The organism is Vreelandella sp. V005, assembly GCF_052645115.1.
On record NZ_JBQXYA010000002.1, the window covers coordinates 697597 to 716969 of the forward strand.

A 19373-nucleotide genomic window follows, 5' to 3' on the forward strand; every position below is an offset into this window, starting at 1 on the left:
ACAGGGAGGATGCTATGCACTTAATGCGTAAAATGGGATTGGGTAGCGCGATATTAGCGGGCTTGTTAACATCTACCGTGGTCATGGCCGATGAGGAAGAAGTCTTCGGCTGGGTGGAAAAAGCCACCCTCCAGCCCTGGGATATTGAGGTGAAGGCCAAACTCGATAGCGGGGCATTGACTTCTTCACTGGATGCACGGGATATCGAAATCTTTGAGCAGGACGATGAAGAGTGGGTACGCTTTCGCCTCAAGCTAGAAGATCAGGAGAGCGGTGAGGTCTTTAGTGACCAAATTGAGCGCCCGATGTATCGAGAGTTAGCTGTTAGGGGCGCTGGTGGTCGCGATGAGCGACCGGTCGTGCTACTCGAAGTGTGCATGGGCGACACTATCTATGAAGAACAATTTAGTCTGCGCGATCGTGAAGAGATGAACTACCCACTTTTGCTGGGCCGCCGCACGATTAGCCACTTGGGTTTGCTGGATGTACGCGAAACATTCCTGCAAGAACCCGGGTGCGGGGAGAACTCGACCGTGGTTCCCCACGACCCGGAAGATGACCAGTCCTAACGTACAACGCTTAGCCAGTCGAAGCTTAGAATAGCCGTGATAGGAGTGCCGTCACGGCGGTTTCGACGCGTAAAATACGCGGGCCAAGATGCATGCCTTCACAGCCCGCGGCTAGTAATTGCTCGACTTCCCAAGCGATAAACCCGCCCTCTGGCCCTACTAATAATAAGGTGGGTTCATTGATGTTTCTTGGGCAGGGATTAGGCAGGCCGGGGTGGGCCAGCAAGCCGCGTCGTTTGCTAAGCATAGTAGGCAGTTGCTGTTCAAGAAAAGGCCGAAAGCCTTTACTTAGCGTGACACTGGGTAGTTGTGTATCGCGTGCTTGTTCCAGGCCGAGGACTAAGTGTTGGTGAATCTTGTCGTCGCGTAACTCCGGAGACTGCCAGTAGCTTTTTTCGACCCGCTTGGTATGCAGTAACGTTATCTCTTTTACACCCAGCGCCGTTACATGCTCCAGCGTGCGCGCTAGCATCCGGGGGCGGGGTAACGCTAACACCAGATGCACGGGAAGCGGTGGCGGTGGCGGCTCATCAAGGGCTTCCAGCTGGAAATAGGCGCGCGCCGCCGTCAGTTCCTTCAGCACGGCTTTTCCCATGCCGCCACCTTGCACGCCGACGGTTAGCAGGTCGCCGGGGTTCGCACGATGGACATCGCGCAGATGCAAAAGCCGACGCGGGTCGGTAATGCAAACGTGACCATTGTCGGTTAGTTCATGAGGATCGAGCAAAATCAAATTCATAGTAGAGGTCTATTGGTCAAAGAGCAGGCGTAATCCGTTTGGCTAAACTATACAGGTTGCTTGCATGGGTGCGTGTTGCAGGCACAATACCAGTAACGGGAGCGAAAGCCCCTATTGCGTTAAAGGAGAAGCGCTGTGCGCGTGATTCGTAAATATGCTAACCGAAGACTGTATGACACCCAGCAAAGTCGCTATGTAACGCTGGAAGATCTGCGTCGTTTGATTATCGAAGAAGAGCCGTTTCGGGTAGAAGATGCCAAAAGTAGGGAAGATCTAACGCGCACCATTTTGCTCTCCATCATCATCGAGCAAGAGCAAGCGGACAGTGAAGCCGAAGTGTTTTCTAACGACCTGCTGGCGCAGTTAATTCGCGTATACGATATGACATCGCCGTTGCCGCTCTCGCGCTATCTTGAGCAGGGCACGCAACTGATGTTGGAGCAGCAAAAACGCCTGCAAAGCCAATGGAAACAAGCGATGCGAAATACGCCATTGGAATTTATGCGCGAATTGGCGGAAGAGAACATGCGCTTTTGGCAAAACACCCTGAACCAGCCCGGACAAACCAGTGAGACACAGGAGACCAAGCAGCCAGATAAAGACGCTCACGATGACAACAAACCTACCTCCTGACCCCACTTGTGGCTGCGCTGTGGCATAATGCCGCCGATAAGCTCTCCCGTTTGAGAAGGATGCACATGAAGGTTTTGATGATAGGCGGCGGTGGTCGTGAACACGCCCTGGCGTGGAAATTAGCGCAATCTAAACAGGTTGAGCAGGTATTTGTTGCCCCCGGCAATGCGGGAACTACGACGGAGCCTAAACTCGCCAACGTCGCCATTGAGGCTACCGACTTAGAGGGCCTGATCGCTTTTGCTCGTGACGAGCAGGTGGGGCTCACTGTGGTGGGCCCCGAGGCGCCCTTGGTAGACGGTGTTGTCGATCGCTTTCAAGCGGCAGGCTTAACTATTTTTGGGCCTACACAAGCGGCCGCCCAGTTAGAAGGGTCCAAATCTTTCACCAAAGATTTCCTGGCCCGTCACGACATCCCGTCAGCTGCCTATCAAACGTTTACCGATGTGACGCCCGCGCTTGCCTATCTTGAAAAAATGGGTGCGCCAATCGTGATCAAAGCAGATGGCCTTGCTGCAGGCAAAGGTGTCATTGTGGCGCTTAGCGAAGCCGAAGCTGAAGCCGCTATTCGTGACATGCTGGAGGCCAATGCGTTTGGCGACGCCGGTGCGCGAGTGGTGATCGAAGAATTCCTCGAAGGTGAAGAGGCGAGCTTTATTGTCATGGTGGACGGTGAGAATGTCGTGCCCATGGCCACCAGTCAGGATCACAAGCGTGCCTACGATGGTGATACCGGCCCCAATACGGGCGGGATGGGGGCTTACTCGCCAGCGCCGGTGGTGACTGCTGAGATAGATGCGCGCATCATGGAGCAGGTGATTCTGCCCACCGTGCGCGGTATGGCTGCTGAGGGCAATGCCTACACGGGCTTCCTATACGCCGGCTTAATGATAGATGCCTCTGGTAATCCTCGCGTTATTGAATATAACTGTCGCTTTGGTGACCCTGAAACCCAGCCGATCATGCTGCGCTTGCTGTCAGACCTTGCTGAGCTCTGTTTGGCGGGTGCCGAGGGTAAGCTTGCCGGGCGACACTGTGAATGGGATTCACGCGCAGCGGTGGGCGTGGTACTGGCCGCTGGTGGTTACCCTGGCAGCTATCGAAAAGGCGATGTGATTAACGGTTTAGCCAGCGCTGAGCAGGTCGGTTGCAAAGTGTTTCACGCGGGAACCGCGCACAATGCCGAGGGCGAAATCATCACGGCAGGCGGTCGTGTGCTGTGCGTAACTGCTTTAGGGGGTAGCGTTTCACAAGCGCAGCAAAAAGCCTACCAAGGCGTCGATGCTATTCACTGGGAAGGTGTCGAGTGTCGGCGTGATATCGCTTTCAGGGCGATAGCCCGTGAGGGCTAAGTAGACCTGACGTGAATAAACGCTAAGCATATAGCCTGTTGTGCATCACCGGTTTTCTAATTCACTGACGAGGAAAAGGCATGGAGCGTGTCAAGCTGGATTTCCCCGCTGAAGCGGTCATTCATCGTCACTCTTTGACAGTGCGGATAACCGATATGAACTATGGGCGCCACCTGGGGCATGATGCGCTGATATCATTGCTCCATGAGGCGCGAAGCCAAGCCTTTGCGGCTTCGGACTTACCTGAGTGGGATATGGGTGGGCATCCCTCAGTGGTTGCAGACCTTGCAGTGCAGTATCAACATGAAGCACGTTGGCCGAACGCGCTAATCATTGAAACTGCGGTGCCCGAACCGCAGGGAAAAGCGTTGACGATTTATCAGCGTGTCTATCAGGCGGATTCCCAGCAGGTAGTTGCCACGGCTCGCGTTAATCAATTGCTCATTGATCGGGCGACGGGGCGCCCTGTCGAGGTGCCCGAAGCCGTCAAACTAGCGCTTGCCAATGCGAGGAGTGGCTGATGTCGCGGGAGTATCCGATTATCGCCGTCACCGGCTCTTCCGGGGCGGGCACGACCACCGTTCGGCGCAGCTTTGAGCGAATGTTTCTTCGCGAAGACGTGCATGCAGCCGTCGTCGATGGCGATGCCTTTCACCGCTACACCCGCGATGATCTGCACCGTATCTTTCGGGAAGAGCCCGAGCGTAAAGATGAGCTTTCGCATTTTGCCGTTGAAGCTAACTTATTGGATCGCCTGGAAGGCCTCTTTAGCGAGTATGGCGAACACGGTTCCGGCACATTTCGGCACTATATTCACGCCGAGGATAAGCAAAAAATTGAAGCGGGCTATCGCGTAGGCACGTTTACCGAGTGGCAGTCACTGCCCTGTGGGACCGATCTTCTGTTTTATGAAGGCCTGCATGGGGGGTTGGTGACCGAAGAGTACGACATTGCCCGTCACGTGGATTTGTTGGTCGGGGTAGCGCCAACCATGAATCTGGAGTGGATTCAAAAGATCGATCGAGACACCAAGCTGCGTGGCTATTCGCAAGAAGCGGTCATTGACACCATTCTGGGCCGGATGGACGATTATGTCCGTTATATTCAGCCACAGTTTTCACGCACGCATATCAATTTTCAGCGTGTCCCTACCGTCGATACCTCTAATCCCTTTGAGGTGCAGGATATTCCTACCGATGCTGAGTCGTTTGTGGTTATTCGCTTTCGGGACCCTTCCACCGTTGATTTCCCTTGGTTGCTGGCGATGATCAAAGACTCTTTTATGACGCGACCGCATACGCTAGTGGTGCCGGGAGCGAGGATGTCGCTGGCGATGGAGTTGATTCTAGCCCCCTTGGTGAGGCATCTTCTTGCCCAGAGGCGCTTTCGATAAAAGGTCGTGAGAGCATGCGAGCTCTCACGGGAGCAAGCATTAAGCTAATAGCGATAAGACGTCACTCAAGTGACAGGTAGCTGATAAAGGAGAGCGGTATGGATTGTCTTTTTTGTAAAATCATCGAGCGGGAAATTCCTGCGGATATCGTGTATGAAGACGACCATGTGCTAGCGTTTAACGATATCGGTCCTCAGGCGCCGACCCACCAGCTGATTATCCCTAAAAAGCATATCGCGACGCTCAACGATATCGATGAAGCCGACCTTGCGACGATCGGACGGCTGCAGTTTACCGCTGCCAAGCTAGCCCGCGAGCAGGGGTTTGCTGAAGACGGATATCGCGTTGTGATGAATTGCAACGAAATGGGCGGGCAAACGGTCTACCATATTCATATGCATTTAATGGGTGGGCGTGTGTTCACTTGGCCTGCCGGTTAGGCGAAGCCGTTTGCGAGCTTACAACAATCTAGCCTACAACAATGGAGTGTTGTCATGGATCGTCTGCAGAGTCGTTCAGATCGCGCCATTCATCAGTTTGATACCTTTTTACGCACGTTCATGCCACACGCAGCCACCTCGCAGCGCGCCAACCCGGCTGACAATGCTGTTGATAGTGCCCTCGATGATCAGGAGCGCCGCCACGCAGCGAGTTTAATGCGCGTCAATCATACGGGTGAAGTGTGTGCCCAAGCGCTGTACCAGGGGCAAAGTGCAACGGCAAAGCTACCCCTTGCACGTAAGCAGATGGATCATTCCGCGCTCCAGGAACTCGATCATTTGGCTTGGTGCGATGAGCGTCTGACGCAGTTACAAAGCCGAACGAGTTACCTCAACCCACTCATTTATCTAGCTTCGTTTGGTATCGGTGCTAGTACCGGCGTGATTAGTGACCGGATCAGCTTGGGAATTGTCGCGGCGGTCCAAGAGGAGCTGGGTAGGCAGCGAGATGTTCATCAAAAAGCGCTTCCCTCAGGCGATCACCGCTCACGAGTTATATTGCGCCAAATGGCTGTCGATGAAGCTCATCATGCCCACCTTGCCCTTGAGGCAGGCGGTGTTCGTTTCCCAGCCCCTGTGAAGTGGGGGATGCGGCTGGTATCGAAAGTGATGTCGAAAGGTGTTTACCATCTTTAACACTTAGTGTCGTCATGCGATGGCGTGACAGCTATGCCGTGAGGGAAGCGTTACCAAGGGAAGGAGCGTAGGATGCTAGGGAATGCCTTCATTTTTTTAATCATTGCGATTATCGCTGGTGTGGTAGGCTTTTCTGGCATCGCCGGGGCTGCTTCGATTATTGCAGAAATTCTTTTCGTACTATTTTTAGTCCTTTCTATCGTGTCTTTTATTACCGGGCGTAGGCGATAGGCGTTATTAAGATCAATAACGCGCGCCGATTCTCAATTTACACCCTGCTTGGTGTCCGGGATAGCAATCACCAACAAGAAGGCCCCGCAGAGCGGGGCCTTCTTGTTATTAATAACGCTGTCAGCGCGAGGCGAGCTATCAAGCATCAATACGCTTATATTTCATGCGCTTAGGTGTGTCATTCCCCACGCGCTTTTTATGGTCTTCTTCATATTCTGCGTAGTTGCCTTCAAACACGACCACTTCAGAATCACCTTCAAAAGCCATAATGTGCGTAGCGATACGGTCCAAGAACCAACGATCGTGAGAAATCACCATGGCGCAGCCTGGGAAGGCCAGCAGTGCGTCTTCCAGTGCCCGGAGGGTTTCGATATCCAAGTCGTTTGATGGCTCATCAAGCAACAGGACGTTAGCGCCTTGTTTAAGCGTTTGCGCAAGCTGTAAGCGGCCGCGTTCACCACCCGAGAGCTCCGATAAACGCTTCTGTTGATCGTTGCCTTTAAAGTTGAATCGACCCACGTAAGCGCGCGAAGAGACTTCGTAGCCATTGATATTCAGGATGTCCTGACCATCCGATACCGCTTCCCAGACCGTCTGTTTATTATCCAGGGCATCGCGTAACTGCTCGACATAGGCGATATCGACGGTCTCGCCAATGACAACCTCGCCCGAATCAGGTTGCTGGTTACCCGTCATTAACTGAAAGAGTGTCGACTTACCCGCACCGTTACCGCCTACGATGCCCACAATGGCACCCGGTGGAATGGTAAAGGAGAGATCCTGATAAAGCAGTTTATCATCGAAGCGTTTTGTTACATTGTGGAACTCGATGACTTTGTCGCCCAGGCGGGGGCCAGGGGGGATATAGATTTCATTGGTTTCATTGCGCTTCTGGAAATCGCCTGACTGCATTTCTTCAAAACGGTTAAGACGCGCTTTGCTTTTCGCCTGACGACCTTTGGTGTTGCTGCGCACCCACTCAAGTTCTTGCCTGATCGCTTTTTGACGCGACGCTTCCTGCTTGGCTTCTTGGTTTAAGCGCTGATCTTTCTGTTCAAGCCATTGAGAGTAGTTACCCTCAAACGGAATGCCTTGCCCCCGGTCTAGCTCAAGAATCCAGCCGGCGACGTTATCCAGGAAATAGCGGTCGTGGGTAATCGCTACCACGGTGCCGTTATAGTCATGCAGGAAGCGCTCAAGCCAAGCCACCGATTCTGCATCAAGGTGGTTGGTAGGCTCATCCAGCAGCAGCATGTCAGGGCTTGAGAGCAGCAGGCGACATAGCGCTACCCGGCGACGTTCACCCCCTGATAGATTGCCCACTTTGGCTTCCCAAGGCGGGAGGCGCAACGCTTCAGCGGCGACGTCTAGTTTGCGTTCCAAGTTATGCGCATCGGCTGCTTCAATGATATTTTCCAGTCGTGCTTGTTCGCTGGCGAGCGCATCAAAATCAGCGTCAGGCTCTGCGTAAGCGGCATAAACCGCATCGAGCTTCTCTTGCGCTTCTTTAATCGCGCCTAGGGCTTCTTCGACCGTGTCACGGACGTTTTTCTCGTCATCTAGCTCCGGTTCCTGAGGGAGGTAACCGATATTGATGCCGGGCATCGGACGAGCTTCACCTTCAAACTCTTTATCGACACCGGCCATGATGCGCAGCAGTGTGGATTTTCCCGAACCGTTCAACCCCAACACGCCGATTTTGGCGCCTGGGAAAAACGACAGTGAGATATCCTTGAGAATTTGCTTTTTGGGCGGCACTACTTTGCCAACCCGATTCATGGTGAAAACGTATTGCGCCATGGAGATCCGTTAGGTTGATGAAAGATATAAGCGACAGCAGCAGGCTACTGGCGAAAGCGTGATGATAGAGGTCTGCGCCAGGAAAGGCTAGGCTGCTTGGGTTGCGCTTCTAGCCAGGCCCACTCATTGGTTGAGAAGGCCAAGCTAATCAAGGCTAACGTTTACTCTTCTTCGTCCCAGTCGTCTTCTATAGCACGCTGAAGTCGACGCTCTTCTAACCACGCTTCAACTTGGCGTCGAGCCCGTAAGCTGTCAGCTTTGCTTGGTTTGCTTTTTCCGTAGTGGTCATCATTGACTGCATCTAAACTTTCGAATTCGTCTGAATCGAGTGCTTCACTGGTAAACGTTTCACGATTTAGGGGATCACGGCTCATGTGATGTCCTCCAACCCAGCCGGCATGCCGGCGTAACAACGGCTCCACTTGTTAGCACATGCAATTCTAAAAGCATGTGGTGTTCGCAAAGTGAAGGACCTGGCGCAGACTAAGCGCCTTGTCGCTATATAACGCCAGTTGGGATGAAGTTCAAGCGTTGATCGTTTTTTTTGAGAGAAAGTTAATCTTTAGCCCTTGTCTCGCTGCTTTTGAAGCTCCACAAGCGCTAGCTGAGCCTCTACACGTTCTGTAACGTCTTTTTGTACGCCGATAAAATACATCAGCTCATCTGCTTCATCGTAGACCGGCGTGATGGATAGTTCATTCCAAAACATGGTGCCATCTTTGCGGTAATTGCGAAGTACTTCGCGAGACGGCCTTCCCTCTTTAAGCGCCTCGCGGATAGCGACTAGCGCATCTTGATCGCGGTCTTCATTCTGTAAAAAACGGCAGTCACGGTACAGAATTTCATCCGCGCTATAGCCCGTTAAGCGCTCAAAGCCTTTATTGACATAGATGAGGATGGTTTCATCCCCTTCCTGTTCAGCAACGACAATGCCGTCTTCCGATGCGTCAATGATGCGTTCGAGCAGCTCTGGACTGATCAATGGAGATCGTTTCATCAAGGGGTTCCTGTTGCAGCTCCAGTCCTTTCCGCCAGCCAACTAGCTTTTTTGACTTTGAACGGGCGGAATTTCAAATTACTTATTATAAGCAGCATAGTAATGGGACGGTATGCTGCTGCTATCAGGGCTCTATCATGGCGAGCGTTGTCACGTATTGCAATCTTGAGCAGCGTCTTAGCATTCGTAGCCTTTATCAAGGGTGGGTTAAAGCTTCCAAGAGGCTGTGTTTGGCGTCATTCTACGTCGGGCAATTGATTAGCGCTAAGTACTGCTCCAATAGCCGTTGCTGCCAGTATTAATAATAGAATGGCGCTGCCAAACCATTGTGCTAAAGCACCCATAATACCGCCTACCACGAGCATTAATACGCCTGTTAGTGTATTGGAAAGGGCAACGTAAAGCGCCCGGTTATCCTGATTAGCCATGTCGACGAGATAGGTTTTGCGCCCTAAACGTACTCCATGGTGGATAATCACCAAGAGGGCGTAAACCGCAGCGTAGGGCCAAATGTTCTCTGCCCACCCTCCAGGTAGCCAAGCTAAGCTAGCCGCGAGGATGCAGCAAATAGCCGTTCCGACCGCCGCATCACGCATGACGTTGCGGCTGGATTGGTCCGCGCGCTTTCCCCAGATGGGGCTTGCCACCATCGCAGCTACACCAGACACTACGATGAGTATGCCTAAGCCGCCAAGGTTGGTGCCAGTTTGGTTTTGTCCTAGCAGGGCGATATAGGGCAAGGCAAGTGCACTTGAAAGCAGCAATGCTCTGGCAAGGTTGAAATGTAAAAAAGTACGATCTTTTTTGAGCAGCGAAAGACCTAGCTTAATACTGTCCCAGCCGTTTTCACCGCCCTCCACGGCGCCAGGGGTTTCTTCAATACGGGCTGCGGCGACCGCATTCATTAACCAGCCACTAGCGGCGATGATTAGGAGAACCGCTACAACGATGTTGCCGGGGCGGTTCTCGAACAGCATTAATGCAGCGCCCGCTATTAGCGTAGCGCCACCAGCAACGCTGCCGCTCCATCCCATCAGCGTACCGCGGCGACGTTTAGCAATGGTTTTGCCTAAAACGTCTTTTGTAGCGATGGAGGAGAGGCCTCTTGCTAGTGAAAGCAGCACGAGTGCCGCTAACACCAACGAGCCGCCTAAAGCGCCGGTGGCGAATAATGCAAGTAGGGCCAGGGTCAAAGCCGCTAACGCCTGAATTAGTGCGCCCGTTACCCATACCCATTTTCGTTTAGGTTTTACACGGATGAACCCCGCCACAAAAATTTGCGGTAGCAGGGCGCCTGCCTCTCGGATAGGCACTAAAAGTCCTACCATCCAAACCGGGGCGCCAATAATACCCATCAACCAGGGTAAAACTAACCGCGCGCTAGACAGTTCGTCAGCCAGCTTATTACCCAAAGACGCCCATAGATGCAGGAAGAAATTGCGCGGCTGTTCATTGCAGGCACCTTCGGGTATGTCATCGCACATGCGGCTATCTTCATCGCCCGTTAACCACTCATAGAGACGAGACTGTGAAACATCCGGTTGGGCCATGACAGTGTTCCTTGGCGATTGCTAATTTAAGGTGACAGAATGTGTGCTGAGCATGACAAAGCTTGAGAAGAATGACATAGCTCTAGAATGACACGGCTTTAGAACGCCATAGTTTAGAAATGACGTAGTTTAAGATTGAAATAGTATCTTGCAAAGGTAATGACTGATAAGGAACGCATGATGTCACGCATTCAAATTCGCTACTGCACCCAATGTCAGTGGCTGTTGCGCAGCGCTTGGTACGCACAAGAACTTCTCTCTACCTTTGGTGAGCAGTTGACCGAGGTGGCGTTATTACCCTCCCATGGCGGCACCTTCGAGATATGGTGTGGTGGCATCCTGCTTTGGGAGCGTAAGCGCGACGGCGGCTTTCCCGATATAAAGTTACTCAAGCAGCGTGTGCGAGACCAGTTGGCGCCAGATCAAGACTTAGGGCATATCGACCGATGAGTCAGGACAGGCAAGCAATCCTCTATGGGCTAGGGGCGGTGGCGCTATGGTCGACCGTTGCAACCGCCTTCAAGATTGCACTTGCGTGGATGAGTCCCTTGGAGCTGATGTGGCTGGCCACTTTTGTCTCCTGGGCGTTGATGGGCGCATTAGTCTTTAAGCAAGGGAATATTGAAACGGCGCTACGCAGTGGTTGGAAAACGGCTGCGTGGGCGGGGCTGATGAATCCTGTCGCTTACTATTTAGTGCTATTTGCGGCTTATGACCGGCTTCCAGGGCAAGAAGCCATGGCGTTGAATTATACCTGGGCGTTAGCGATGGCTTTTTTAGCGGTGCCGATACTGGGGCAGCGCTTGACGCGCATCGATATTGTCGCTGGATTAATCGCCTATGCAGGCGTTTGGGTAATCGCTACCCGTGGCGCCGTGTTTGATGTCGATTTCGCTGATCCCTTAGGCGTTATCCTGGCGCTCGCATCGACACTGCTATGGGCGCTTTACTGGCTGCTAAATGCCAAGGATAAACGCCAACCCTTAGTTGGACAGTGGCAAAATTTCAGCGTTGGCCTCCCGGTGTTAACGGTCTTGCTTTTCCTTGGCCCGGGCCTGCAGTGGCATGGCTGGCCTGCTCTTGGTGCGGGTGTTTATGTTGGTCTGTTCGAAATGGGGGTGGCTTTCATTCTTTGGCAGTTGGCGGTACATAAGGTGTCGCGTACGGCTAAAGTCTCCAACCTGATCTTTCTTTCGCCCCCTGTTTCACTGCTTTTACTATTCCTTGTAGTGGGTGAGCCTATTTTCCCTTCAACTTTGTTGGGGTTGGGGTTGATTTTGTCGGGGTTGGTCGTTCAACAGCGTCAAATATCGGTCTGATTCTGTGTATTGGCTTTTGGGGTGAGGGTTCAGTATTTTTTTGTATTTTTTTGTGTTTTTGTATTACGCTAGGTGAGTGTTGAGGGTGTCTTAAGCATTTTTTCTGGATATGCTTAGTAAAATGTAACTAATTTAAATTATCACTTTTACAGTTAGGTGCTAGGCTTGGTGGGGTTAGCCGAATAAAAAAGCATGGAGGCTAAACGCTTAGCTGGGTGGCCAGTGAAGTGATATCAGCTATAGGGAACGCAAAAAATGAAGCTAGAAGTACCTACAAAAGCGCATAAAATTAATTTTCGACGTGCTTCACTACCCTTGATAGTGGCCACTTTGTCACTTATTCCGCTCACTAGTGCGATCGCACAGACACTGCCACAAACTCTTTATGAGCCTGGTAATGACAATTTACAAAGTGTGGTTCAAAGAGCCATTTCCACAAACCCGGAAGTAGAGGCTGCATGGAGGCGCTTGAATGCCGCTGAGCATGATATAGGCGTTGCTCGAGGCAACTATTTGCCCAGTATTGATGTCACTGCGGGGGTAGGTCGCGAATCACAGGAAGGTGATGGTCGAGGCAGTTATGATACTGACTATGCAGAAATTACCTTAACTCAGTTGATATTTGATGGTTTTGCTACTCGTAGTGAAGTCGAGCGTTTAGATCGATCAAAATTAGTGACCTACTATGAGCTTATTGGTGCCAGTGAGAATATTGCTCTAGAAGCTGCCGAAGCCTACCTGGATGTTGCTCGCCGTAGAGAGCTGGTAAGGCTTGCACAAGAAAATTACGCAAAACATCAAGAAGTTTATCGGCAAATCGAAGAGCGCACCTTATCAGGTGCGGGCCGTGGCGTTGACCTTGAGCAGATTAGCGGACGTTTAGCGTTAGCAGAGTCTAACTTGATGACCGAGGCGACCAATCTACATGACGTTACTGCCCGTTACATGCGGATTGTGGGTGATTTGCCAGCACAAAACCTAATGGCAGCCCCCTCCTTAGAGGAGGAGTTGCCTGACAGTGTAAGTCAGGCAGTAAATTTAGCATTTCAAGGTAATCCTGATTTCCATGCAGCAATCGAAAACATTAATGTTCAGCGTGCTGAGCAAGGAAGTTCGCGCGCTGCCTTTATGCCGCGTTTAGAAATTCAAGGTAGATCAGGCACTAATAATCAGGATGACGCGATTGCTGGGCGTCGTGATGAGACTAGTATTCAGCTAGTCGCTACTATGAATTTGTATAATGGGGGCAGTGATCTTGCTGCTTATCGAGCCGCTAGTGAGCGCATCGAAGAGGCTGTTGATCAGCGGGAGTTGGCTTGTACGAATGTTCGGCAAACCACTCAAATTGCTTACAACGATGCTCAACGTCTTCGCGAACAGCTAAATTATTTAAATGAACATCGATTATCCATAGATCGCGTTCGTGGCGCTTATCAACAGCAGTTTGATATTGGTCAGCGTACTCTCTTGGACGTTTTAGATAGTGAAAATGAATATTTCGAAGCCAGCCGTGCATATACTAATGCTCAATATGACATTACGTTAGCTGATGCCAGGACACTCGCAGCGACTGGGCAGTTAATGCAAGCATTAGAAATCATGCGTGAAGATATGCCAAGCCTTGCTGAGCTTGGAAATGATGGGGTTGAAATTACGCCAGATATTCTTTGTCCAGTGGCTGGCCCTGGTGGCTTCAAGCTTGAAGACTTTACTGGGGGGGATTTCTCGGCCCCTGCGCCTACTCGAGCGCCAGATGTGACGCTTTCTACTGATGCGTTATTCGCTATTAACAGTGCAGAGCTTGGAGTCGACACAAGGGATGATCTTTCGCGCCTAGCGGCAGAGATAAAAGAGCGTGATGATTTGGCCAGAGTCTTTATTGCGGGCCATGCTGATATCACCGGTACAGATGAAATTAATGACCCTCTTTCCAAGCGTCGTGCGGATAGCGTTGCTCGCTTTCTCGTTTCGCAAGGGGTGGCGCAGAATCTAATGCAAACGGAAGGCTATGGTTCCAAAAGGCCTGTCGCTTCGAACGATACTTTCGAAGGACGAAAGCTGAATCGGCGCGTGGAAATAACATTAGAGCGATTTGACGAAATAAATAGGTAAAGCGCTGTTTTTCCTTTAATGCGATCTTGAAATCACCGTTAGTATATATTTAACAAGTAGATGGCACATAGCGTAGAGGTTAAGACGCTATGTGCTTTTTAATATAAGAGGTGGACATTGGCAGAGCATGAAGAAACGCTTTCACTTATGAAATCGCCTGATGTTTCAGAGAAGAGTGATGAACTGCTTCTGTGCTTGCAGGCTGTGGCAAGAATGCATCAGCATGAAATTTCATCTGAGACCTTGACTGCAGGTTTGCCCCTTGAGCAAGGCAGTTTGACGCCTTCTGTATTTGCCAGAGCTGCAGCGCGTGCTGGCATGACTGCTCGTATTGTTAAGAGTCGTTTAGTAAGTTTAAATCCAGAATTATTTCCAGCTATTTTGCTCTTAGAGCCAGGTCGAGCATGTATCCTTAATGCTATCGATGTGCATAAAAGAGTCGCCAAAGTTATATTCCCGGAACTTAATGAAGCTGAAGTAGATGTCAACTTAGATGAGCTATCTTCAAGCTATTCCGGTGAGGCAATTTATGTGCGCCCCCGCCTAAGATTGGATAACGGTACTGAAGTTAAGAAAAAGAAAGGGCAACATTGGTTTTGGGGGGTTATTCAAGAGAATAGAAGGCTATATCGCGATATTCTAATTGGATCGGTGGCAGTGAATTTATTTGCGCTTGCCATGCCATTGTTCGTGCTTAATGTTTATGATCGAGTAGTACCGAATCAAGCGACTGAAACCCTCTGGGTGTTAGCGTTAGGTGTTTTTATTGTGCTCTGTTTTGACTTGGCGCTGCGCTTGATGCGAAGTAGCTTTGTAGACTTGGCTGCTAGTCGTGCAGATGTGAAATTATCTTCGTCTATTATGGCTAAGACGTTAGGGATGAGGCTGGAAGATAGGCCAGCCTCTACAGGCTCATTTACTTCAACATTACAATCCTTTGAATCAGTGCGTGCCTTTATTGGATCGGCAACGATATTGGGAATAGTTGACCTTCCATTTGTAGTTTTATTTATGGCAATTATCGCCTTAATTAACCCATGGCTTGTGCTGCCAGTTTTAGTGGGTGTGATTTTTGTACTGCTCTACGCTCTTGCTGCGCAGGGTAAGCTTCATGAGCTTTCTCAAACTACGTGGGAAATGGGTGCTCAAAGAAACTCATTGCTTGTTGAGTCAGTTTCACAACTTGAAAACGTTAAAGCACTTCGTGCTGAAAGCCGTATTCAGCGCCATTGGGAAAAAGCGACTGCATTTTTATCTCGCACCAGTGCTCAGTTACGCCTCGTTAGCACATCAGTTGCTAACGTTGCTCAGTGGGCACAAAACAGTGTCGCGGTTTGTGTGATTATAGTGGGTGTTTATCAGATCATTGAAGGTAACTTAAGTCAGGGTGGCCTTATTGCGGCTTATATGATCTCCTCGCGGGCGATGGCGCCTATTAGTCAAGCGGCGGCACTTTTAGCACAGTACCATCAGTCATCGACTGCGCTTGATTCGCTTGATCAAGTGATGGATAAGCGCGTAGAGCGCAGTGAAGGGAAAGTCTACGTGGAGAAACCCAGCGTAGACGGCAGCATCCGTATCGATAAAGTAACGTTACGTTATCCAAATGAAGAGCGTGATGCTGTTCGAGATGTTTCTATTTCGATTAAAGCCGGTGAAAAGGTAGCTTTATTAGGTCGTATCGGCTGTGGTAAGTCATCACTTAATAAACTCATTCTTGGCTTTTACCAGCCCACGGCAGGCGCTGTCTTGATCGACGGAGTTGATATTAGACAAATAGACCCTCTACAACTACGTCGCCATATTGGTTATGTGCCTCAAGATGTAAGTCTTTTTTCCGGCTCGCTGCGAGACAATATAGTAGCGGGCGGAGGTAGTGACCGAATAGATGATGAGCAACTGCTAAAGGCTTTGGATATTGCTGGTTTACAACCCCTAGTCAATGGTCATCCTCGTGGTGTGGATCTTGAAGTTGGTGAGCGTGGCCAAGCTCTTTCAGGGGGGCAAAAGCAATCCGTCGCTATCGCTCGCGCATTAGTACATGATCCCGCCATACTGCTGTTAGATGAACCTACAAGCTCCATGGACAATGCAAGTGAAGAAGCCTTTAAAGCTAACCTCAAGAAAGAGGCTAAAGGTAAAACCATGCTGGTGGTTACGCATCGAACTTCACTGCTTTCTTTAGTGGATCGAATTATTGTCATGGATGCGGGTAAAGTAGTGGCGGATGGGCCTAGAGATACGGTCGTTGAGGCGTTACGTAAAGGTCAGATAGGGAGGGCTTCCTAATGGCCCAGAAAAAACCTAATTCGGCCGAACAAAAAAGCTTTGAAGCAATTGGCCGTTTCTCGGAAAAAGGTAAAAAGCCATTCCGCCCTTTTATGGATCGTCTGTTCGCCAAGCGGGTTACCTCCGCTCATTTAAACAGAGACTGGGCAAGTGATACGGACTGGGCCAGGTTGCAACAGGAGCCGCTTCGAGCACGCCTGTTTCTCTATACAGCATGCGTGGCTCTGTTAGCGCTTATTATTTGGGCTTCTTTTGCTCCGATTGATGAAGTTACCCGCGGTAGTGGGCGTGTTATTCCCGCTAGTCAATTACAGCGTATTCAGTCTTACGATGGCGGTGTAGTTGAACAAATCATGGTTCGGGAAGGCCAAGTGGTTGAGGCGGGGCAAGTGCTGATGCAAATTGACCCGACACGCTTTGTTTCTGACTTTCGGGAAAATCGCGCTCAACGTTTTGCTTTACAAGCAAAAGCCGAACGTTTGAGAGCTTTGGTCACCGATTCACCGTTTGAGCCTGATGAAGAGTTGCGCCAGGAAGTGCCATCTATTGTTATTCAAGAACGCGCAGTTTATGAAAGTCGCCGCGAAGAATTGCGCGAACAAGAGAATGTGCTCAATGACCGCATTCGCCAGCGAAGAGAAGAATTAAGAGAAGCAGTGGCTAAGCGCGATACTGCTCAGCGTGAAGCTAACATGTCCAGCCAAGAGCTTAATTTGACAAGGCCTTTGCTGGAATCAGGGGCTGTTTCAGAAGTGGAAGTTCTTCGCTTACAACGCGATTTGTCAAGGGCCACAGGTGAGCGTAACCAGGCCGACGCTGCTGTATCAAGATTGGAAGCTGCCGTAGAAGAAGCAGAAGGTCAGCTACTTGAGTTAGGGGCGGAACGTAGAAGCGAGTGGCGTAATGACCTTGCCGAAACGTTAGGTGATCTAAATGCGCTACAACAGTCCGGGACGGGGCTGCAGGATCGAGTACGACTAACTGAAATCCGATCCCCAGTGGATGGTGTGATTCAACAGGTTCACATCAATACAATTGGTGGGGTAGCCCAGCCAGGTCAAGAAGTCATCGATATCGTGCCAAGCGACGATCAGCTACTTGTCGAAGCACGTATTGCTCCTCAAGATATTGCATTTTTACACCCTGGTCAGCCGGCGAATATTAAATTGACAGCTTATGACTATTCGATTTATGGGGGGCTGAAAGCAGAGTTGGACCATATAAGTGCAGATACTATTACCGATGATGAAGATAACACCTTTTATCTGGTGCGAGTGCGTAGTCTAGAGGAAGAAGATGTGACCAGTTCACTTCAAGTAATTCCTGGCATGACCGCACAGGTAGATATCATCACGGGTAAGCGCACCGTTATGCAGTTTTTACTTAAGCCTGTTTTAAGGGCATGGCGTGATTCGATGGGGGAGCGATAATGGACTATTGGTTTGTGACAGTGGAGGGTGGTCTCAAAGCTCGATGGCAAAAAGCTTTTCCTGGTGCGCAGCCCTCAACGCCCGACTTTATAGAACGAAATGCCCACTCTGGCGACTTAGTTTGGGTAGCTACTACCGTTGGCTCATGGCCGCAATTGACTCAACGCTTGAGTTTGTTGAACGTAACCGTGGTCATCCTCAGCTATTCACCTCAAGATAAAGAAGCCCTAAGGGCATTGGATTTGGGTGCGCGTGGCTACGTACATACGTTAGCAGCCGTTGATGTGCTTAAGCAGGTTGCTCTGGTCGTTTCTAATCAAGGGATTTGGGTCGGCCAGGAATTGCTGGCCAAAGTGATCGGCGGGTCATTTAGAGCGTTAGCTCAGCGCGCTGAGGAATTCTCTTATGCTCAAGACGACTACCTTGCTTTGCTCACCGAACGTGAGCGGGGCGTTGCATTGGCGGTGGCGCGTGGCGCGACAAATAAAGAGGTAGCGCGCCAACTGGATATTACCGAGCGCACTGTGAAAGCCCACCTAAGCGCTATTTTCAGGAAGCTGTCAGTTCGTGACCGTCTGCAGTTAATGCTTAAGCTCTCATCAGCGTATGAGCGTGTTATTTCCTGAGTCTATCAATGCGCTCTTGTCGGTGTCATTTCATCGCCTGATAGAGCGTATGCCTTCCTTATTGGCTTAATCTGCCCCCTCTTTTTCTGTCCATCGGTACAATATTTTTTGGTAGTTCGCTCATCTAGGATGATGGTATATGCCGCTAATTCCCTAGTGCTAGGCACTAGCCAACGGCTTTTCAATTCATTCGGGAGATTGATATGGCAACTGCAACCATTGTTTCTATTACAGGTCAGGCTTGGGCGCGTGATGAAGCCGGTAACTTGCGTGAACTGAGTATTGGTGATGTGTTGCAGGAAGGGGAAACCTTAATCACCTCCAGCAATGGAAGTGTTGAGTTGGATTTCGCTGATGGCACGGGGGTAAGTCGAGTTGAAGGTGGACAAGAAGTTGTAGTTACTCCCGATTTGGTGAGTGACCTCATTGTTGCCACTGATGCCAGTGTACAAGACGATGATTTAGAGGCGCTGCTTGCTGCCCTTGATGATGAAGACGGCGACTTACTTGATCTGCTTGATGCTACTGCTGCTGGCGGAGCTGGCGTCGGCGGTGGCGGTGGCGGCAGCGATTTTGTCCGCCTTGCCCGTATTGCTGAAGAGACGGATTCACTAAGCTTTGAAACCTCAGGAGGGCTTGGGGAGGGGGAGTTTATTGATTTCGGTGGTGCACCTGATGCCGACACAGCAGAAGCTGACGAGCCAGAACCGAGCCCTGAGCCAAATACTTCTCCTACTATTACTGTGACCGCTGCGGGCGCTTTCAACGAAAATGATGCCCAAGTTGGCACTGTGGTAGCCACCTTCACCGCCAATGACGAAGAAGACGGCACGCTCACCGTGGCCAACGGCGGGGTGGACTTCACCCCCGGCACCAACGGTGACGGCTACTACGCCTTTGACGGCGAGAACGTGACCCTGACCCAGGCCGGTGTCGACGCCATTAACGCCGGCACCACGCTGCCCCCGGTCAGCCTCACCGCCACTGACAGCGGCACGCCTGCGCTCACGGCCACTGACAGCGACACCCCGGCGTACACCGCCCAGAACGACGGCCCGACGATCGACGTCACCGCGGTGGACACCTTTAACGAAAATGACGCCGTGGTCGGCCAAACCGTGGCCACCTTCACCGCCAGTGACGAAGAAGACGGCACGCTCACCGTGGCCAACGGCGGGGTGGACTTCACCCCCGGCA

At 51.0% G+C, this 19373-nt stretch carries 20 protein-coding genes; 15 read left to right on the plus strand and 5 right to left on the minus strand.

The genetic code is table 11. The annotated features are described in order from the left end of the window. The first annotated feature begins 14 nt into the window (after window positions 1-14). The gene (gene rloA3 / locus ACUN8H_RS08520) at window positions 15-569 is read left to right on the plus strand and encodes a retropepsin-like aspartic peptidase RloA3 (RefSeq protein ID WP_445531701.1); all 555 of its coding nucleotides are present in this window, start codon (window positions 15-17) and stop codon (window positions 567-569) included. Between the two features lie 25 nt (window positions 570-594). Here the strand turns inward: rloA3 and ACUN8H_RS08525 are convergent, their stop codons facing one another. Then, window positions 595-1308: a 16S rRNA (uracil(1498)-N(3))-methyltransferase gene (locus ACUN8H_RS08525; RefSeq protein ID WP_445531702.1), complete on the minus strand. Its 714-nt coding sequence runs from the start codon at window positions 1306-1308 to the stop codon at window positions 595-597. A gap of 135 nt (window positions 1309-1443) precedes the next feature. Here ACUN8H_RS08525 and phaR point away from each other — a divergent pair, with 135 nt between their 5' ends. The 7 genes from phaR (at window position 1444) to ACUN8H_RS08560 (ending at window position 6053) form a co-directional block, all read left to right on the plus strand. Beyond that, a complete protein-coding gene (gene phaR, locus ACUN8H_RS08530) occupies window positions 1444-1941 on the plus strand; it encodes a polyhydroxyalkanoate synthesis repressor PhaR (protein WP_445531703.1) in 498 nt (165 codons plus the stop codon). Between the two features lie 65 nt (window positions 1942-2006). Beyond that, on the plus strand, window positions 2007-3293 hold the full coding sequence (purD, locus tag ACUN8H_RS08535; RefSeq protein ID WP_445531704.1) for a phosphoribosylamine--glycine ligase: 1287 nt from the start codon (window positions 2007-2009) through the stop codon (window positions 3291-3293). Between the two features lie 80 nt (window positions 3294-3373). Further along, window positions 3374-3814 (plus strand): acyl-CoA thioesterase, encoded by a 441-nt coding sequence (locus tag ACUN8H_RS08540; RefSeq protein WP_445531705.1) that lies wholly within the window; start codon window positions 3374-3376, stop codon window positions 3812-3814. After that, window positions 3814-4686 carry a phosphoribulokinase gene (locus ACUN8H_RS08545; protein ID WP_008959627.1) on the plus strand — a complete coding sequence of 291 codons (873 nt, stop codon included), beginning with the start codon at window positions 3814-3816 and terminating at the stop codon, window positions 4684-4686. Before ACUN8H_RS08540 ends, ACUN8H_RS08545 begins: the two co-directional genes overlap by 1 nt. Before the next feature lie 98 nt (window positions 4687-4784). Continuing rightward, complete coding sequence (locus tag ACUN8H_RS08550) at window positions 4785-5126, plus strand: histidine triad nucleotide-binding protein (protein ID WP_295712471.1); 342 nt, start codon at window positions 4785-4787, stop codon at window positions 5124-5126. A gap of 54 nt (window positions 5127-5180) precedes the next feature. Then, window positions 5181-5822 carry a 2-polyprenyl-3-methyl-6-methoxy-1,4-benzoquinone monooxygenase gene (gene coq7 / locus ACUN8H_RS08555; RefSeq protein ID WP_445531706.1) on the plus strand — a complete coding sequence of 214 codons (642 nt, stop codon included), beginning with the start codon at window positions 5181-5183 and terminating at the stop codon, window positions 5820-5822. A gap of 72 nt (window positions 5823-5894) precedes the next feature. Next, window positions 5895-6053, plus strand: coding sequence for a DUF1328 domain-containing protein (locus ACUN8H_RS08560; RefSeq protein ID WP_445531707.1), 159 nt, complete (start codon window positions 5895-5897; stop codon window positions 6051-6053). Between the two features lie 138 nt (window positions 6054-6191). Here ACUN8H_RS08560 and ettA read toward each other — a convergent pair whose 3' ends face one another. The 4 genes from ettA to ACUN8H_RS08580 all read right to left on the minus strand — a co-directional run bounded on the left by ettA (window position 6192) and on the right by ACUN8H_RS08580 (window position 10400). After that, entirely contained in the window at window positions 6192-7853 is a 1662-nt protein-coding gene (ettA, locus tag ACUN8H_RS08565) for an energy-dependent translational throttle protein EttA (protein ID WP_445531708.1), read from the minus strand. 161 nt (window positions 7854-8014) lie between these two features. Beyond that, entirely contained in the window at window positions 8015-8227 is a 213-nt protein-coding gene (locus ACUN8H_RS08570) for a PA3496 family putative envelope integrity protein (protein ID WP_290700193.1), read from the minus strand. 188 nt (window positions 8228-8415) lie between these two features. Continuing rightward, on the minus strand, window positions 8416-8850 hold the full coding sequence (locus ACUN8H_RS08575) for a PAS domain S-box protein (RefSeq protein WP_445531709.1): 435 nt from the start codon (window positions 8848-8850) through the stop codon (window positions 8416-8418). Window positions 8851-9086: 236 nt separating this feature from the next. Next, window positions 9087-10400, minus strand: coding sequence for an MFS transporter (locus tag ACUN8H_RS08580; protein WP_445531710.1), 1314 nt, complete (start codon window positions 10398-10400; stop codon window positions 9087-9089). Window positions 10401-10580: 180 nt separating this feature from the next. Here ACUN8H_RS08580 and ACUN8H_RS08585 point away from each other — a divergent pair, with 180 nt between their 5' ends. From ACUN8H_RS08585 to ACUN8H_RS08615, 7 genes are all read left to right on the plus strand, one after another. After that, the gene (locus ACUN8H_RS08585; protein ID WP_445531711.1) at window positions 10581-10850 is read left to right on the plus strand and encodes a SelT/SelW/SelH family protein; all 270 of its coding nucleotides are present in this window, start codon (window positions 10581-10583) and stop codon (window positions 10848-10850) included. Next, on the plus strand, window positions 10847-11719 hold the full coding sequence (locus ACUN8H_RS08590; RefSeq protein WP_445531712.1) for a DMT family transporter: 873 nt from the start codon (window positions 10847-10849) through the stop codon (window positions 11717-11719). The genes ACUN8H_RS08585 and ACUN8H_RS08590 overlap by 4 nt, the downstream gene beginning before the upstream one ends. 255 nt (window positions 11720-11974) lie before the next feature. Further along, a complete protein-coding gene (locus ACUN8H_RS08595) occupies window positions 11975-13831 on the plus strand; it encodes a TolC family outer membrane protein (RefSeq protein WP_445531713.1) in 1857 nt (618 codons plus the stop codon). A 147-nt stretch (window positions 13832-13978) separates the two neighbouring features. Beyond that, entirely contained in the window at window positions 13979-16120 is a 2142-nt protein-coding gene (locus ACUN8H_RS08600) for a type I secretion system permease/ATPase (RefSeq protein ID WP_445531730.1), read from the plus strand. Further along, complete coding sequence (locus ACUN8H_RS08605; RefSeq protein ID WP_445531714.1) at window positions 16120-17550, plus strand: HlyD family type I secretion periplasmic adaptor subunit; 1431 nt, start codon at window positions 16120-16122, stop codon at window positions 17548-17550. Before ACUN8H_RS08600 ends, ACUN8H_RS08605 begins: the two co-directional genes overlap by 1 nt. Beyond that, window positions 17550-18176, plus strand: a complete 627-nt coding sequence (locus tag ACUN8H_RS08610) for a LuxR C-terminal-related transcriptional regulator (RefSeq protein ID WP_445531715.1) — start codon at window positions 17550-17552, stop codon at window positions 18174-18176. Before ACUN8H_RS08605 ends, ACUN8H_RS08610 begins: the two co-directional genes overlap by 1 nt. A 203-nt stretch (window positions 18177-18379) precedes the next feature. After that, window positions 18380-19373, plus strand: a 994-nt coding sequence (locus ACUN8H_RS08615; protein ID WP_445531716.1) for a retention module-containing protein, incomplete at its 3' end; no start/stop codon positions are given.